This window comes from Cobetia sp. MMG027 (assembly GCF_027947415.1).
Lineage (GTDB): Bacteria > Pseudomonadota > Gammaproteobacteria > Pseudomonadales > Halomonadaceae > Cobetia > Cobetia marina.
In genome coordinates this window covers 163,300-177,425 of sequence record NZ_JAQJIO010000002.1, presented here as the reverse complement: position 1 = coordinate 177,425, position 14,126 = coordinate 163,300, and the positions used below count along the sequence as shown (strand labels likewise).

The 14,126-nt window shown below is 62.5% G+C and carries 10 protein-coding genes and 5 tRNA genes; 12 read left to right on the top strand and 3 right to left on the bottom strand.

What is annotated here, in order from left to right; genetic code table 11:
* Nucleotides 1–244 precede the first annotated feature (244 nt).
* Nucleotides 245–1,162 carry an ornithine carbamoyltransferase gene (argF, locus tag PJK54_RS02800; protein ID WP_271302196.1) on the top strand — a complete coding sequence of 306 codons (918 nt, stop codon included), beginning with the start codon at nt 245–247 and terminating at the stop codon, nt 1,160–1,162.
* 149 nt (nt 1,163–1,311) lie between these two features.
* Complete coding sequence (locus PJK54_RS02795; protein WP_271302195.1) at nt 1,312–2,391, top strand: ABC transporter ATP-binding protein; 1,080 nt, start codon at nt 1,312–1,314, stop codon at nt 2,389–2,391.
* 191 nt (nt 2,392–2,582) lie between these two features.
* Here PJK54_RS02795 and PJK54_RS02790 read toward each other — a convergent pair.
* Nucleotides 2,583–2,658, bottom strand: a tRNA-Ala gene (locus tag PJK54_RS02790).
* Between the two features lie 73 nt (nt 2,659–2,731).
* Nucleotides 2,732–2,807 (bottom strand) — tRNA-Ala (locus tag PJK54_RS02785).
* A gap of 221 nt (nt 2,808–3,028) precedes the next feature.
* Here PJK54_RS02785 and uvrY point away from each other — a divergent pair.
* The 8 genes from uvrY to PJK54_RS02745 all read left to right on the top strand — a co-directional run bounded on the left by uvrY (nt 3,029) and on the right by PJK54_RS02745 (nt 9,482).
* On the top strand, nt 3,029–3,694 hold the full coding sequence (gene uvrY, locus PJK54_RS02780) for a UvrY/SirA/GacA family response regulator transcription factor (protein WP_077374938.1): 666 nt from the start codon (nt 3,029–3,031) through the stop codon (nt 3,692–3,694).
* A gap of 388 nt (nt 3,695–4,082) precedes the next feature.
* Nucleotides 4,083–6,035, top strand: coding sequence for an excinuclease ABC subunit UvrC (gene uvrC, locus PJK54_RS02775; RefSeq protein WP_271302194.1), 1,953 nt, complete (start codon nt 4,083–4,085; stop codon nt 6,033–6,035).
* 244 nt (nt 6,036–6,279) lie between these two features.
* A complete protein-coding gene (gene pgsA, locus PJK54_RS02770) occupies nt 6,280–6,828 on the top strand; it encodes a CDP-diacylglycerol--glycerol-3-phosphate 3-phosphatidyltransferase (protein WP_077374945.1) in 549 nt (182 codons plus the stop codon).
* A 205-nt stretch (nt 6,829–7,033) separates the two neighbouring features.
* Nucleotides 7,034–7,108, top strand: a tRNA-Gly gene (locus tag PJK54_RS02765).
* 109 nt (nt 7,109–7,217) lie between these two features.
* Nucleotides 7,218–7,291, top strand: a tRNA-Cys gene (locus PJK54_RS02760).
* A gap of 385 nt (nt 7,292–7,676) precedes the next feature.
* Nucleotides 7,677–7,761 (top strand) — tRNA-Leu (locus PJK54_RS02755).
* Nucleotides 7,762–8,061: 300 nt separating this feature from the next.
* Nucleotides 8,062–8,892: a formate/nitrite transporter family protein gene (locus tag PJK54_RS02750; RefSeq protein WP_169477214.1), complete on the top strand. Its 831-nt coding sequence runs from the start codon at nt 8,062–8,064 to the stop codon at nt 8,890–8,892.
* Between the two features lie 158 nt (nt 8,893–9,050).
* Complete coding sequence (locus PJK54_RS02745; RefSeq protein WP_167592971.1) at nt 9,051–9,482, top strand: STAS/SEC14 domain-containing protein; 432 nt, start codon at nt 9,051–9,053, stop codon at nt 9,480–9,482.
* 40 nt (nt 9,483–9,522) lie between these two features.
* Here the strand turns inward: PJK54_RS02745 and PJK54_RS02740 are convergent, their stop codons facing one another.
* Nucleotides 9,523–10,953: a hypothetical protein gene (locus PJK54_RS02740; RefSeq protein WP_271302193.1), complete on the bottom strand. Its 1,431-nt coding sequence runs from the start codon at nt 10,951–10,953 to the stop codon at nt 9,523–9,525.
* A 293-nt stretch (nt 10,954–11,246) separates the two neighbouring features.
* On the opposite strand from PJK54_RS02740, the gene PJK54_RS02735 reads away from it, so the two are divergent.
* A complete protein-coding gene (locus tag PJK54_RS02735) occupies nt 11,247–12,977 on the top strand; it encodes a proline--tRNA ligase (RefSeq protein ID WP_271302192.1) in 1,731 nt (576 codons plus the stop codon).
* Between the two features lie 164 nt (nt 12,978–13,141).
* On the top strand, nt 13,142–14,011 hold the full coding sequence (locus PJK54_RS17820) for a lytic transglycosylase domain-containing protein (protein WP_333781906.1): 870 nt from the start codon (nt 13,142–13,144) through the stop codon (nt 14,009–14,011).
* Nucleotides 14,012–14,126: the final 115 nt, after the last annotated feature.

Genomic DNA, 14,126 nt, shown 5'->3' with positions numbered 1-14,126 from the left:
TGTCTGCAGGACAGGCCGGCGATGTCGCTGTCGGCAGGCTGACCGGCGCACGCGCGGGGCGAGGCAAGGGCTCTCGATGCCTCGCGAGACGCCTCGGCGTTGCGCCCGCCCGCTCAGCTGGCTAGGATGGCTCTTTTGACAGGCAGCGCCAATCGGGCGCCGTGATCGTCGGCGACTTCCTTCCCTCCGACGCATGGCGCCCTTTTCGATGGTGCTGCCCGAGACCCTGACAGGAGCCCGCTCGATGGCCACCCGGCACTTTCTGACTCTGCTTGACCTTTCTCCGGAAGAACTCGATTACCTGATTCAGCGCGCCATCACCATCAAGGATGGCTTGAAGAAGGAAGGTCCGGTCTACACGCCGTTCGCCAACCGTACCCTGGCGATGATCTTCGAGAAGTCCTCCACGCGCACCCGTGTGTCCTTCGAGACGGCGATGGCCCAGTTCGGCGGCCATGCCCTGTTCCTGTCGCCGCGCGATACCCAGCTGGGCCGTGGCGAGCCGATCGGTGACACCGCGCGCGTGCTCTCCGAGATGGTGGATGGCGTGATGATCCGCACCTTCGCGCACTCCGATATCGAAGCCTTCGCCGATGCCTCCAGCGTGCCGGTCATCAATGCACTCACCGATGACTACCATCCGTGCCAGCTGCTGGCTGACGTGATGACCTGGACCGAGTGCCGTGGCTCCGTGAAGGGCAAGACAGCAGTCTGGATCGGCGATGGCAACAACATGTGCCATTCCTGGATCAACGCCGCACGCCAGTTCGACTTCATCCTGCGCATCTGCTGCCCGGAAGGCTACGAGCCGGACAGCGAGATCGTTGCGGCGGCTGGCCAGCGCGTCAGCATCCATCGTGACCCTCAGGAAGCGGTCAAGGGTGCCGACCTGGTGACCACCGATGTCTGGGCCTCCATGGGCCAGGAGGAAGAGCAGCTCAAGCGTGAAGCCGACTTTGCCGGCTTCCAGGTCGACGAAGCCATGCTCGACAAGGCCGCCGACGACGTCATCTTCCTGCACTGCCTGCCGGCACACCGCGGCGAAGAGATCAGCATGGGGCTGCTGGATGACCCGCGCGCCGTCGTCTGGCAGGAAGCCGGCAACCGTCTGCACGCCCAGAAGGCATTGCTCGAATTCCTGATGCTGGGTCGTCAGGACTGAATCAGCCCTGCCTGTCGCCGCCTGCATCCATGCCGGCGGCGACATCGTATGCACAGACAGGCGGGCGCGTGAGCTCAGCGCCCGCCCCTGATGCCCTCGCCGGCTGTTCCACTCGCTGCCCTTCTCGTTTTCTGGACCGACCCGCCATCATGCAACCGCTCCTGCAGATTGATTCTCTGGAATGTCGCTACGACACCACCGTGGTGACCCGTGACATCAATTTCTCTCTCAACAAGGGGGATATCGCCTGCCTGCTCGGCCCGTCCGGCTGCGGCAAGACGACCCTGCTGCGCGCGATCGCCGGCTTTGAACCGGTGGCGGTCGGCGAGATTCGCCTCGAGGGAGAAGTGCTCTCCAGCGCCACCCAGCTGACGGCGCCGGAAGAGCGGCACGTCGGCATGGTCTTTCAGGATTACGCCCTGTTTCCGCACCTGAGCGTGGCGGACAACGTGGGGTTTGGCGTACGCCGCATGCCGAAGGCCGAGCGCAATGCCAAGGTGGCGGAACTGCTGACGCTGGTCGGTCTGGTGCATCTGGGCGAGCGTTTTCCGCATGAACTCTCGGGCGGACAGCAGCAGCGCGTGGCCCTGGCACGCGCGCTGGCGCCGGAGCCACGCATCCTGCTGCTCGACGAGCCGTTCTCGAATCTGGACGTGGAGCTGCGCCGTCAGCTGAGCCAGGAGGTGCGGCGGATTCTCAAGCACCTCGGCATCAGCGCGGTGTTGGTCACCCATGATCAGAATGAGGCCTTCGCGATGGCGGACCAGATCGGCGTCATCCATGCCGGGCATCTGCAGCAATGGGATACGCCGTTCAATCTGTATCACGAGCCGGCCACGCGCTTCGTCGCCAACTTCATCGGTCAGGGCTACTTCATCCCCGGCACGCTGGCGGACAACGAAAGCGTCTCCACCGAACTCGGGGTGATCCGCGGCAACCGTGCCTATCCGTATGAAGCCGGGACACCGGTAGACGTGCTGCTGCGTCCGGATGATCTGGTGCTGGCTGAAGGAGAGGCGGAAACCAGTGATCTCAAGGCGCGCGTGCTCAGCGCGACCTTCGCCGGTACCAGCACCCTGTATCGCCTGGCCTTGCCGTCAGGTCGTGAGGTGGAGGCGGCCTTCAACAGCCACCATGACTATCACCCGGGGGAAGACGTCAGTCTGCGCATTCAGGCCGATCACCTGATCCTGTTCGAACGACTGGAAGACAGCGACGCGGGAATGTGAACGCTTGACCGCCATTCGCCGTGGCACTGACACGGCGAATGGCTCGGGCGACAGCCAGCAATGCGCTGCTGATGCCTGCGTTACCGAAGGCGGCCGACGGCGGCCGACGGCGGGGGTGGCCCTGTGAAGGGCAAGAGGCAATGAACCAAAAAAAGCGGCCACCCCGAAGGATGGCCGCTTTTTCCATATTCTGGTGGAGCCTAGCGGGATCGAACCGCTGACCTCAACACTGCCAGTGTTGCGCTCTCCCAGCTGAGCTAAGGCCCCACTGCGCGCTCAAGTCGCGCGCCATACTTCGCAGAGCTGACCCTGCATGCCGGTATGCTGGCATCTCGTGACATGGTGGAGCCTAGCGGGATCGAACCGCTGACCTCAACACTGCCAGTGTTGCGCTCTCCCAGCTGAGCTAAGGCCCCGTACTCACGATGCAGCGAATACTACAGACCACATGACAAGCCGTCAACCCCTTATTTTTGCAGCGATTTCCCGCGTTCACCGTCACGAAGCACGCTGATGAAGGGTGGTCATCTTGCATGCGACGCACGGGATGACAGTGGCATCGACAAGCCCATGGCCAATGGGTACATTGAAAGCCATACTAACTAACACGCCTGATGACATCTTTACTGGAGCCGCCTTGATCAAGGTTCTTGTCGCTGATGACCACCACCTGGTGCGTACCAGCATCGTCCGTACCATTGAGCTAGAGGATGGGCTCAAGGTGATTGCAGAAGCCTCGGATGGCGAAACCGCGATCAAACTCTGCCGTGAGCACAGTCCGGATATCGTGCTGATGGACATTCGCATGCCCGGCGTCGATGGACTTGAAGCCACGCGCAAGATCGTTCGCAGCCTGCCGGAAGTTCGCGTGATCGTCCTGACCGCCTATCTCGAGGAATCCTTCGCCAAACGCCTGCTGGAAGCAGGGGCCTTCGGTTTCATCTCCAAGGGCACGCCCTTCGATGAAATGATTCGCGCCATTCGCCGAGTCGCCGGTGGCGAACGCTACCTGACCCCGGAGATCGCGCAACGCCTGGTGTTCTCGGGCATGGACACCGGATGCAGCAATCCCTTCGAGCAACTCTCGACCCGCGAGATGCAGGTGGCGCTGATGATCGTCAACTGTCATCGCGTCAACGAGATCTCCGACCGCCTTCACCTGAGCCCCAAGACCGTCAATACCTATCGCTATCGCATCTTCGAAAAGTTGGGCGTGACCAGTGACGTCGAGATGACGCATCTGGCCATGCGCCATCAATTGCTCGACGACTATGCTCTCGAGGCTCGGCCACTGTCGGATTGAGCCACGCAGGCGACAGCGAAGTGATTCGCTGACGGGAAAGCCCACGGCCCGATGACACCATCCCTCAGGGGAGGCATCATCGGGCCGTGGGCTTTTTTCCGATCGTCTTGCTGGCCTTTCCTTCTCTCCACTGGCATCTCTCCACTGGCATCGCTCGCCTGGCATCTCTCGATGGGCATGGCGGCGCCCGACATCACCGGGCATCCCACCCCGCCGCGTCTCCTGCCCCCTTGCTGCGCGGGACACCCGCCCCAATCTGATCTGTTTGCCTGCCGATGCGCATTGCCCCTGAAGACAGCCACGGCACCTGAAGATGGACATGCAGCTCCCCTTGATCGGGCCTTCGGCTTGTTTGATAGACTGGCGACATCTCCGAACGAGGAACCCCATGGCCAAGCAGCATCCCGATTCCACGCCACCGGAATCCGCCAACGAGTCCAACGCGAACCGCGAGCGCAGTGACGCCGCTCGGGTGTCCAGTCGTCTGATCACCAGCGATGCCTCCGCCCCGGCGGCCGAGGCGAATGACTTCGATCCGCGCCACTTCCTCAAGCATGTCAGTGATGCGCCCGGTATCTATCGCATGCTGGATACCGCCGGCGAGGTGCTCTATGTCGGCAAGGCAAAGCGCTTGAAGGCACGCCTCTCCAGCTATTTCCGCAATACCGGTCTGAATGCCAAGACCCAGGCACTGGTCGGGCGCATCGCGGATGTCCAGGTCACCATCACCCGCAGCGAAACGGAAGCGCTGCTGCTTGAGCAGACCCTGATCAAGGAGCTGCGCCCGCCGTACAACATCCTGCTGCGCGACGACAAGTCCTACCCTTACGTCTTCATCAGCCAGCATCACGACTATCCGGCGCTGGAGTTCAAGCGCGTGCGCCACAAGCGCAACGATGGCCGGTATTTCGGCCCCTATCCCAGCAGCGTGGCAGTGCGGGAATCGCTGACGTTGATGCAGAAGATCTTCCGGCTGCGCAATTGCGAGGATTCGGTATTCGCGCATCGTGAGCGTCCGTGCCTGCAATATCAGATCAACCGCTGCACTGCGCCGTGCGTCGATTACATCAGCAAGCAGGATTATCGTCGCGACATGGAACACGCGGTGATGTGCCTGAACGGCCAGAGCGATCAGGTCACCGATGAGCTGAGTCGGGCGATGGAAGATGCCGCCATGCGCCTGGAATTCGAGGAGGCGGCACGCCTGCGCGATCAGGTCGCCCAGCTGCGTCGGATGCAGGAGAAGCAATATGTCGATACCGGCACCGGCAACGCCGACATTCTGGCACTCGCCGAGCGCCCGGGTGGACTGTGCATCAGCGTGCTGTCAGTCCGCCAGGGGCGCATGCTCGGAGCGCGTCATTTCTCGCCGGGCAACGGACTGGACCTCACCAGCAGCGAGCTGTTGACCGGCTTCGTCAGTCAGTACTACCTGGGTCAGGATCGCGAGATGCCCGATGAGGTGCTCACCTCACTGGCACTCGAGGATGCGCCGCTGGTGGAAGGTGCACTGAGCGAGAAAGCCGGTCGCCGCGTTCGCGTGGCACACCAGGTACGCGGCCATCGCGCCCAGTGGCTCACGCTGGCACAGACCAACGCCGAGCAGTATCTGGCCACTCAGCTGGCCAGCCGCCAGCAGCTCTCCAATCGCTTTCTGTCATTGCGCGATGCTCTGGGACTCGCGGAAGTGCCCAAACGCCTGGAGTGCTTCGACATCTCCCACAGCCACGGTGAGGCGACCGTGGCCAGCTGCGTGGTGTTCGATCACGAGGGCCCCATCAAGTCGGATTATCGACGCTTCAACATCGAGGGGGTGACGGCCGGTGATGACTACGCCGCCATGCAGCAGGCGCTGACGCGACGTTTCAAGCGTATGCAGGAGGGAGAAGGCAAGCGCCCTGACATCCTGCTGGTCGATGGCGGCAAGGGTCAGCTCAACATGGCGCGTGAGGTCTTCGTGTCGCTCGGCGTGACCGACATCATCCTGCTCGGGGTCGCCAAGGGCACCACGCGCAAGGCCGGCCTGGAGACGCTGTTCATCGAGACGGTGCATGACACCCTGGATCTCGACAGCCATTCACCGGCGCTGCACTTGATCCAGCATATCCGTGATGAATCGCACCGTTTCGCGATTGCCGGCCACCGCGCCAAGCGTGACAAGGCGCGCCGCACCTCGAGCCTCGAGGGCATCGCGGGGGTTGGGCCCAAGCGCCGCCGGGAACTGCTCAAGTTCTTCGGGGGACTCCAGGGGGTCAAGCAGGCCTCCAAGCCGGAACTGGCGCGGGTGCCCGGCATCAGCGAATCCCTTGCCGAGGTGATCCATCAGGCACTGCACGGCTGACCGATCATGCAGCAGGGGATACATCGACACCCCACGCCGACCTCTGTCACCCTCAGCCTGCCGCACAGGCAGGGGTAACGGAAGTCGGCTTGAATATCCTGCGGTTTGGCATGGCTGAATACCTCACCGGCAGGCTAGAATAGACGACTTGTGCGGCGCTAGCGGAGCGATCTGCCCTTTCGGGGCGTCGCCCTTGATTTCGCCCAGCCACCCGACGCTTCATGCAAGGACTCGTGCCGTCACGATGAGCATTCCCAATATCCTGACTCTGATCCGCATCCTGTTCATTCCGCTGCTGGTGGTGTGCTTCTATCTGCCATATGACTGGAGCCTGCCCGTCACCGCCCTGCTGTTCGCCCTGGCGGCAGTGACCGACTGGTTCGATGGCTATCTCGCGCGACGCTGGAATCAGACGACGCCCTTCGGCGCCTTCCTGGACCCGGTGGCTGACAAGCTGATGGTCGCCGTGGCATTGGGACTGTTGATCGAACGCTACGACAGCCTGTGGATGACGATTCCCAGCTTGATCATCATCGGTCGCGAGATCGTCATCTCCGCACTGCGCGAATGGATGGCCGAGATCGGCAAGCGCGGCAGCGTGGCAGTCTCATGGGTCGGCAAGCTGAAGACCGCTGCCCAGATGCTCGCCCTGTTCATGCTGCTGTACTTCTCCCCAGGCAGTCTCGGGGGCGATGCCGGCCTCGGCCTGCTGTATATCTCCGCTGCCCTGACGTTGTGGTCGATGATCAGTTACCTGCGTGCGGCATGGCCGGAACTGATACGCTCCGTCTGACACGCGGCGCATGTTCAGCATGACGAATGTTCAGTACGACACTGGCCCAGCAAGTTGCCCGACTGGCAGAGGCCAGTTCTCGAGACGCCCACCCGCCCTTTCGGCAGGTGGGCGTCGTCGTTTCCGACCACCAGGTCTGCGAGACATTTTTTCATTAACTGTTTGACAGCATGGGAATTATCCGTATAATTCGACCTCGAGTTCAGCGGGAATAGCTCAGTGGTAGAGCACAACCTTGCCAAGGTTGGGGTCGCGAGTTCGAATCTCGTTTCCCGCTCCAATGAAACAGGTGGCCTTGACGGCACTTCGACATTGACTCAATTCTCTTGCGCAACGCGCAGAGAAACCTCGGATCAGACATCAGTTTCGACTGACATCTCGATCATTGAGGCTGGATGGCAGAGTGGTCATGCAGCGGACTGCAACTCCGTGTACGCCGGTTCGATTCCGACTCCAGCCTCCATTTCAGAACGCCTGACATCCCCTGTCCTGCACTGAAATGGACAAGACACCTTCCCTCCTGGTCGTCTTGCTTTTCTACATTATCCATCTCGTTTCATCTGTTGAATCACTGACACTCCCTGTCGGTCTTCTCTGATTTTCGCCTTCAGTACCTGCATCATTTCCCGCTGGTCTTTTCATTCCTCATCCTTGCCTGAGCCCCTGTTGCACACGTCTTGCGCAGAGGATTCATTGCGCCTGTCCGCCCGGATACCCGAACGCGCGTCATGTGCATCGCTGCCCTCAGTGATGAGGCAAAGGGATTGCAGAACAATCAGTTAACCCTCGTATGTCACGCATTAAAGTTGACCTTGTTCTGAAATATGCTAAGTTATGCGCCAGTCTGCGCGGCCATGGTGGAATCGGTAGACACCGGAGACTTAAAATCTCCTGCCTTCGGGCGTGCCGGTTCGAGTCCGGCTGGCCGTACCATCGCTTCAGGCAGCACCACGCCAAGCAGGACAGACTCAAGCAGCATTCAAGAGCGTCGCCATGTCATGTTCATCATGTCCGGGCGGCGCTTTTTCATGCCTGTCGTCCAGAAACCTCGCCAGATGCCACCCCCTGCTGAGCTGCCATTACCTGCTCGATACTCACCGCCAGGTGCCCTGTGCGATTGAATTGACTTCTCTGCTCCCCAAGGTCTATTTCCTCTGAGCCCACGTGAGTGTGCATCATCTCATTGCCGCCCCACCTCATTGCCGCCTCATGAAATGGCCGAAGGAACTCCCCATGTCCGACGATTCGTCCCACCGCCCTGCCGCCCAGTTCATCGCTTCCCGTGATGTGGCACAGGAAATCTGTCGAGAAGCCTGCGAACACATCCATACCCTGTCAGCCCCCCGCATTCTGGTACTGGCCATTCTGGGCGGCGCCTTCATCACCATGGGGGCGCTGTTTTCGATCCTGCTGTCGACCGGGGTCGAGACACATGGCTTGCAGCTGCTGCTTCAGGGGGTCGGGTTCTCGGTCGGATTCTTCCTCGTCATCCTGACCGGTGCCGCCCTCTTTACCGAGGCCAATGTCATCCTGCCGGTCAGTGCGCTCAACTGCTCCCGCAGTGACATGCTGCGGCGCGGCCTGAAGTTCTGGGTACTGGCCTGGATAGGCAATCTGCTCGGCACGATGCTGACAGGCTGGGTGATCTCGGTGGCACAGGTCTACTCCCCCCAGCACTATCAGCTGCTGGCCGAACTGGTGGCGAAGAAGATGCACTATCAACAGACAGGAGGTGCCGAAGGCTGGTTCTCGCTGGTGCTGTCGGGAATGCTGGGCAACTGGATGGTCGGGATGGCGGCATTTCTCGCCGTGATGGGCAGGACCATCATCGACAAGTTCGTGCCCATCGTGCTGGCCGTCAGTCTGTTCGTGGCAGGCAACTTCCAGCACAGCCCGGCCAACATGGCCTATTTCTCGATGATCATGCCGACGGGAGAAGGCCCCGGCTGGTGGGACGCCATGCGCTGGAACATCCTGCCGGCAGGCATCGGCAACCTGCTGGGCGGCAGCCTGCTGGTCGCGCTGCCATTGTGGTACGGACTGCGTCCGAAACGGTGTGAGTGACAGGCCGGGGTACGCCGTCATGGCGCTCTCCCCGTGATGCTGGCGCGCAGATGCGCCTGCTGCGATGGCTACATGCGACTACACTGAAATGTGTCACATCGCTGTCAGAGTGGCTGTGTGACCCACTCCCCCACCACGCTCACGTGCAGGAGCCCAACATGCTGACATTGCTCAAGAGTCCCGCTGATCACGTCGTCGCCCTGCGGCTGGAAGGCAGCATCGATCAGGCGTCGCTCGCTCCCGTGATCCGCGAATGTGATGAGCGCCTCGCGCGCCATGAGCGCATCTCGTTGCTGGTGGAAATCGAGCGCTTCGGGCTGATCACGCCGGCAGCGCTGCTCAACGATATCGGCTACGCCCTGCGTCATCTTGGCGACTTCGAACGCGAGGCCATCATCAGCAAGGCCGAGTGGTTGCGTCACGTCACCGAATTCAGCAAGCATCTGGTGCGCTCCATCGAAGTCCGCCACTTCTCGCCTGCCGAGCGAGAAGCCGCCTATGCCTGGGTGGCCGAGTCACCCCGTGGCAGCACTCCGAGCACCGATCCGCACGCCTCGGCAGAAGCCCGCCATCAGCACGACGAGGCCTGACAGCTTCCAGTCCGCACCTTGCTCCCTCGCCCTGCGGCTTTCAGGGCAAGGTGCGGGTCAGCACCAGTCCCGCCAGCAGCATCACTCCCATCGCCATGGCCCACAGCGTCATCGCGCGCTCCACGGCGGGACGCTCAGGCACACGCAGCAGCTGGTACACGGTGATCAACGGCAGCATGTAGCGCGTCTCGATCAATTCCCGCGTGCAGATCATCAGCGCGAGCATCACCAGCAGCAGCCCACCATGCCCCAGTCTCAACGGTGCTCTCAGCCACCAGAAGGCCACGCTGGTGGACATCAGCAGGGTGATCCAGCGCGCGACCGGGTGCTCGTTCCACCACATCAGCCAGACATTGCGAATCGTCCAGCGCTGGAAGTTGTAGTCATGGGTCAGCTCGAAGCTCATTGCCAGCACCAGCCACAGGCCGACCGCCAGCAGCAGCAACGGCATTCCTCGCCGCCATCCCTCCCGCGAACATGCACGCTTCATCCCCTGCCATTGACGCGGCAGGTCCGAAAGCCACAGCGGCAGGAACACCATGCCGATCACCGCCAGGTAATAGCCGAGATTGCCGGTGTGCCAACCGGCCTGATGGCGCGTGGTGTCTCCCATGGCGATGCCGCCATTCCAGAGAAGGAAGCCGAGAAAGGCGACCACCGGTAGCCCGAGCACCCACCACCAGTTGATGAACAGTGTCCACCAGGTGGAGAGCCGAGAGAGCGGCGCGCGCAAGGGAGTCGCCAGTCCTGCCATCCGCGCCTCGCTCACGGCCTTGTGATGGGTCAGACACAGCAGCAGGCCGCCCCACAACCCCAGCAGCACGATGCTGTCCTGACGCAACCCCAATCCCGCCATGATCAATACCATCAGCAGCAGACGCTGTTCTCGCACCAGTGCGACGAGCTGCAACGCGACCAGCGCGATGATCCAGGGGTCGGTATACACCAGCGCCAGATAGGGAAAGATGATCGGCAGCCACAGCCACTGCCAGCACTGACGGCTGGCCTGGTGACGAGCGTCGTGCGCCTCCAGCGAAGGAGCGAGACGCCGGTAGCCCTGCGGCAATGCCCGCCAGAGGAGGAACGCCATGACGCTGAAGCCCACCAGCGAAAGACCGCGCACCCAGTCCACCGACGGCATCTGTGGCCAGCGTCCCGTCATGGTGGCTGTCGCCAGCGGCAGATTCAGCCAGTCCCCGAGCGTCTGGAGCGTCATCAGTACCAGCGCCATGCTGGCGTGATAGAGCGTCAGCGTGGTCAGCTTGGGATGCTGATGCCAGTCGCCCTCCAGAAACTGGCGGATCTGCGCGAAATGGACTCCCTCATCGACGAAGGGAATCGGCAGATGGCGGCTCACCAGCCACAGGGAAAGCCCCAGACATGACACCAGCACCATCAGCACCAGAGCGGTCCGCCACCGCGGGTGTCGTCTGACGGGCGCGCATCCTGCGTGATGATCCTGTGACGCCATGTCCACCTCTCCTTGTGCGACCCTCCCCGTCACCTGACGAGGCAGTCTTCGTCCTGCAGTGCCCTCATGCCTCTGACACAGGACGCCCTGCGCCCTGCACCAGTATCGGCAGGCCGGCGCACTTTTTTCCAGTCTGTCGCAGCACTTTGCCCCACAAAGCCTCGCGGCAGTACAATGCCCCCAGTCTGCTTCGCTGATACGCCCGCCGTTGGCGTGCCGAAGTCCTGCCTGTTCTTGCTTCGCGATTGCGAAGCGTACCGATCAAAGCGACAAGTCGAGGGATCGCTGAGCCCATGCGTGCCAGTCAACTGCTGATTTCCACTCTCAAGGAAACCCCGTCCGATGCTGAAGTCATAAGCCACCAGCTGATGCTGCGTGCCGGCTTCATTCGTCGCCTGACCTCCGGGCTCTACACCTGGATGCCGCTGGGTCTGCGCACCATGCGCAAGGTCGAGCGCATCGTCCGTGAAGAGATGGACCGCGCCGGCGGCCAGGAAGTGCTGATGCCCGCCGTGCAACCTGCCGAGCTCTGGCAGGAATCCGGTCGCTGGGAACAGTACGGCCCGGAGCTGCTGCGTGTCGTTGATCGTCATCAGCGCGACTACTGCGTCGGCCCGACCCACGAGGAAGTCATCACCGACCTCGCGCGTCGCGAGCTGAACAGCTACAAGCAGCTGCCGGCCAACTTCTATCAGATCCAGACCAAGTTCCGTGACGAGATTCGTCCGCGCTTCGGTGTGATGCGCTCCCGTGAGTTCATCATGAAGGATGCCTATTCCTTCCACCTGAGCGAAGACTCGCTCAAGGACACCTATCAGGTGATGTACGACACCTACGTGCGCATCTTCACGCGCCTGGGTCTCGACTTCCGCCCCGTCATTGCCGACAACGGCTCCATCGGTGGTACCGGCTCCCACGAATTCCACGTGCTGGCCGATTCCGGAGAAGACGCCATCGCCTTCTCTACCGGCTCCGACTTCGCTGCCAACATCGAGAAGTGCGAGGCTCTGCCCGCACCGCTGGGCGAGACGCCGCAACGCGCTGCACCGACTCAGGACATGCAGCTGGTCGATACGCCGAATGCCAAGACCATCGCCGCCCTCGTCGAGCAGCATGGCCTGGCCATCGAGAAGACCGTCAAGACGCTGATCGTCAAGGCGGCCGAAGGTGTCGAGGGAGGGCTGGTCGCGCTGATGGTACGCGGTGATCACGAGCTCAACGAGATCAAGGCCGAACACCTGCCACAGGTCGCCGTGCCGCTGACCATGGCCAGCGACGAGGAAGTGCGTGCCGCCGTCGGCGCCGGCTTCGGCTCGCTGGGTCCGGTGGGACTCGAGATGCCGATCATCATCGATCGCAGCGTCGCTCTGATGAGCGACTTCGGTGCCGGTGCCAACATCGAAGGCAAGCACCACTTCGGCCTGAACTGGGAGCGCGACCTGCCGCTGCCGGAAGTCGCCGACATCCGCAATGTCGTCGCGGGTGACCCGTCACCGGACGGTCACGGCGTGATCGACATCGCGCGCGGTATCGAGGTGGGTCATATCTTCCAGCTGGGCACCAAGTACTCCGATGCCATGAACGCCACCGTGCTCGACGAGAACGGCAAGGCCAAGCCGCTGTGGATGGGCTGCTACGGCATCGGCGTGACCCGCGTGGTGGCCGCGGCCATCGAACAGGGCAACGACAAGGGCGGCATCGTGCTGCCGGAAGCCATCGCACCCTTCCAGATCGCCATCGTGCCGATGAATGCCCACAAGTCCGTGCGCGTCAGCGAGACCTCCGAGCGTGTCTATCAGGCGCTGACCGCCGCAGGCTACGATGTCCTGCTGGATGATCGTGATCTGCGTCCGGGCAACAAGTTCGCCGATGGCGAACTGCTGGGCATTCCGCATCGTCTGGTGATCGGTGATCGCGGTCTCGACAACGGCGAGTATGAGTACAAGGGCCGCACGGACGCGGACGCGACCATGGTCCCCGTCGACAACCTGATGGACTTCCTGGCCGAGCGCAGCGGCAAATAAGCCTCAGGCGCCGCCCAGGGCGCTTCCTTGACGCGAAGCACGACAGCCCGCTCCCCTCTCGGGGGCGGGCTGTCGTCGTTTCAGGCGGCTGATTGACTGGGGCATTAACGTCAACGCCGCGAACACGGCATAATGCCGGCATGACCGATACGCAGGGACTGCGCATGACCACACCACGCCCCGAAGGCGCTCGTACTCCACACCACCAACGCCTGCTCCGCCACCTGGCAGGAGCAGCCTGTCTCGTGGTGGGCAGCATGGTAGCCATGCTGCAGAGCGCGCCCCTCCATGCTGCGGCCGCCATCCCCGAGCACGGCCTCTCTCCGGCACTGCGTGAAAGCCTGAGAGAAGCGCTGGCAGAGCCTGAAGCCTTCGACGACCCCATCGATGCCCTGCACTGGGTGCTGAGCATGCAGCAGCGTCTGGAGCGCTACATGCCCGATCGCGCCGCCCGGATCGACCTGCTGCGCAAGATCCGCCGCGAAGCCACCCGCACGGGGCTGGCACCGGAGCTGATTCTGGCCGTGATCCAGGTGGAAAGCGCCTTCAAGCCGACGGCGGTATCCCATGCCGGCGCGCGAGGGCTGATGCAGGTGATGCCATTCTGGAAGCGCGAGATCGGCGAGCCGGGCGACAACCTGCTCGACCAGGACACCAGCCTGCGCTACGGCGCCACCATCCTCGCCCACTACCTCAAGCGTGAGAAGGGCGACATCACCGATGCACTGGCCCGCTACAATGGCAGCCTCGGCAAGACCTGGTACCCGGAACGGGTGATGCGCGCCTGGACCACCCGCTGGTGGTATCAGGCCCCCGCTCCCTTCGTCGCCGAGCGCCTGCCGGACAGTGAAATGCCCGGAGAGAACACGCCCGAGCCTCCTGATACGGCCCACGACGAGCGCAGGATGGCACCACAGGACGCCTTGGCGACGGAGGCCATCCTGAGCGCCAATACCACCGGCAACCCGCTGTCAGACGAAGAGGCGCTGGATGCGCCTGCCAGTCGCTCTCTGGCCGCCGGTGGCAGCCCCTGAGCCACGCCATGTCGCAGCCGTGATCCGAAAGCGGTGTCATCGCTGTCCGGACATGAAAACGCCTCGCTCGGTCACCCGAGCGAGGCGTTTTCATCTGGCGTATCGCGAGAACGGC

Excerpts from the sequence above, each read along its gene's own strand:
- PJK54_RS17820 (WP_333781906.1), top strand. The coding sequence starts at position 13,142 with ATGACCACACCACGCCCCGAAGGCGCTCGTACTCCACACCACCAACGC.
- pgsA (WP_077374945.1), top strand. The coding sequence starts at position 6,280 with ATGAGCATTCCCAATATCCTGACTCTGATCCGCATCCTGTTCATTCCG.
- PJK54_RS02735 (WP_271302192.1), top strand. The coding sequence starts at position 11,247 with ATGCGTGCCAGTCAACTGCTGATTTCCACTCTCAAGGAAACCCCGTCC.
- argF (WP_271302196.1), top strand. The coding sequence starts at position 245 with ATGGCCACCCGGCACTTTCTGACTCTGCTTGACCTTTCTCCGGAAGAA.
- uvrC (WP_271302194.1), top strand. The coding sequence starts at position 4,083 with ATGGCCAAGCAGCATCCCGATTCCACGCCACCGGAATCCGCCAACGAG.
- PJK54_RS02795 (WP_271302195.1), top strand. The coding sequence starts at position 1,312 with ATGCAACCGCTCCTGCAGATTGATTCTCTGGAATGTCGCTACGACACC.
- PJK54_RS02740 (WP_271302193.1), bottom strand. The coding sequence starts at position 10,953 with ATGGCGTCACAGGATCATCACGCAGGATGCGCGCCCGTCAGACGACAC.
- PJK54_RS02750 (WP_169477214.1), top strand. The coding sequence starts at position 8,062 with ATGTCCGACGATTCGTCCCACCGCCCTGCCGCCCAGTTCATCGCTTCC.
- PJK54_RS02745 (WP_167592971.1), top strand. The coding sequence starts at position 9,051 with ATGCTGACATTGCTCAAGAGTCCCGCTGATCACGTCGTCGCCCTGCGG.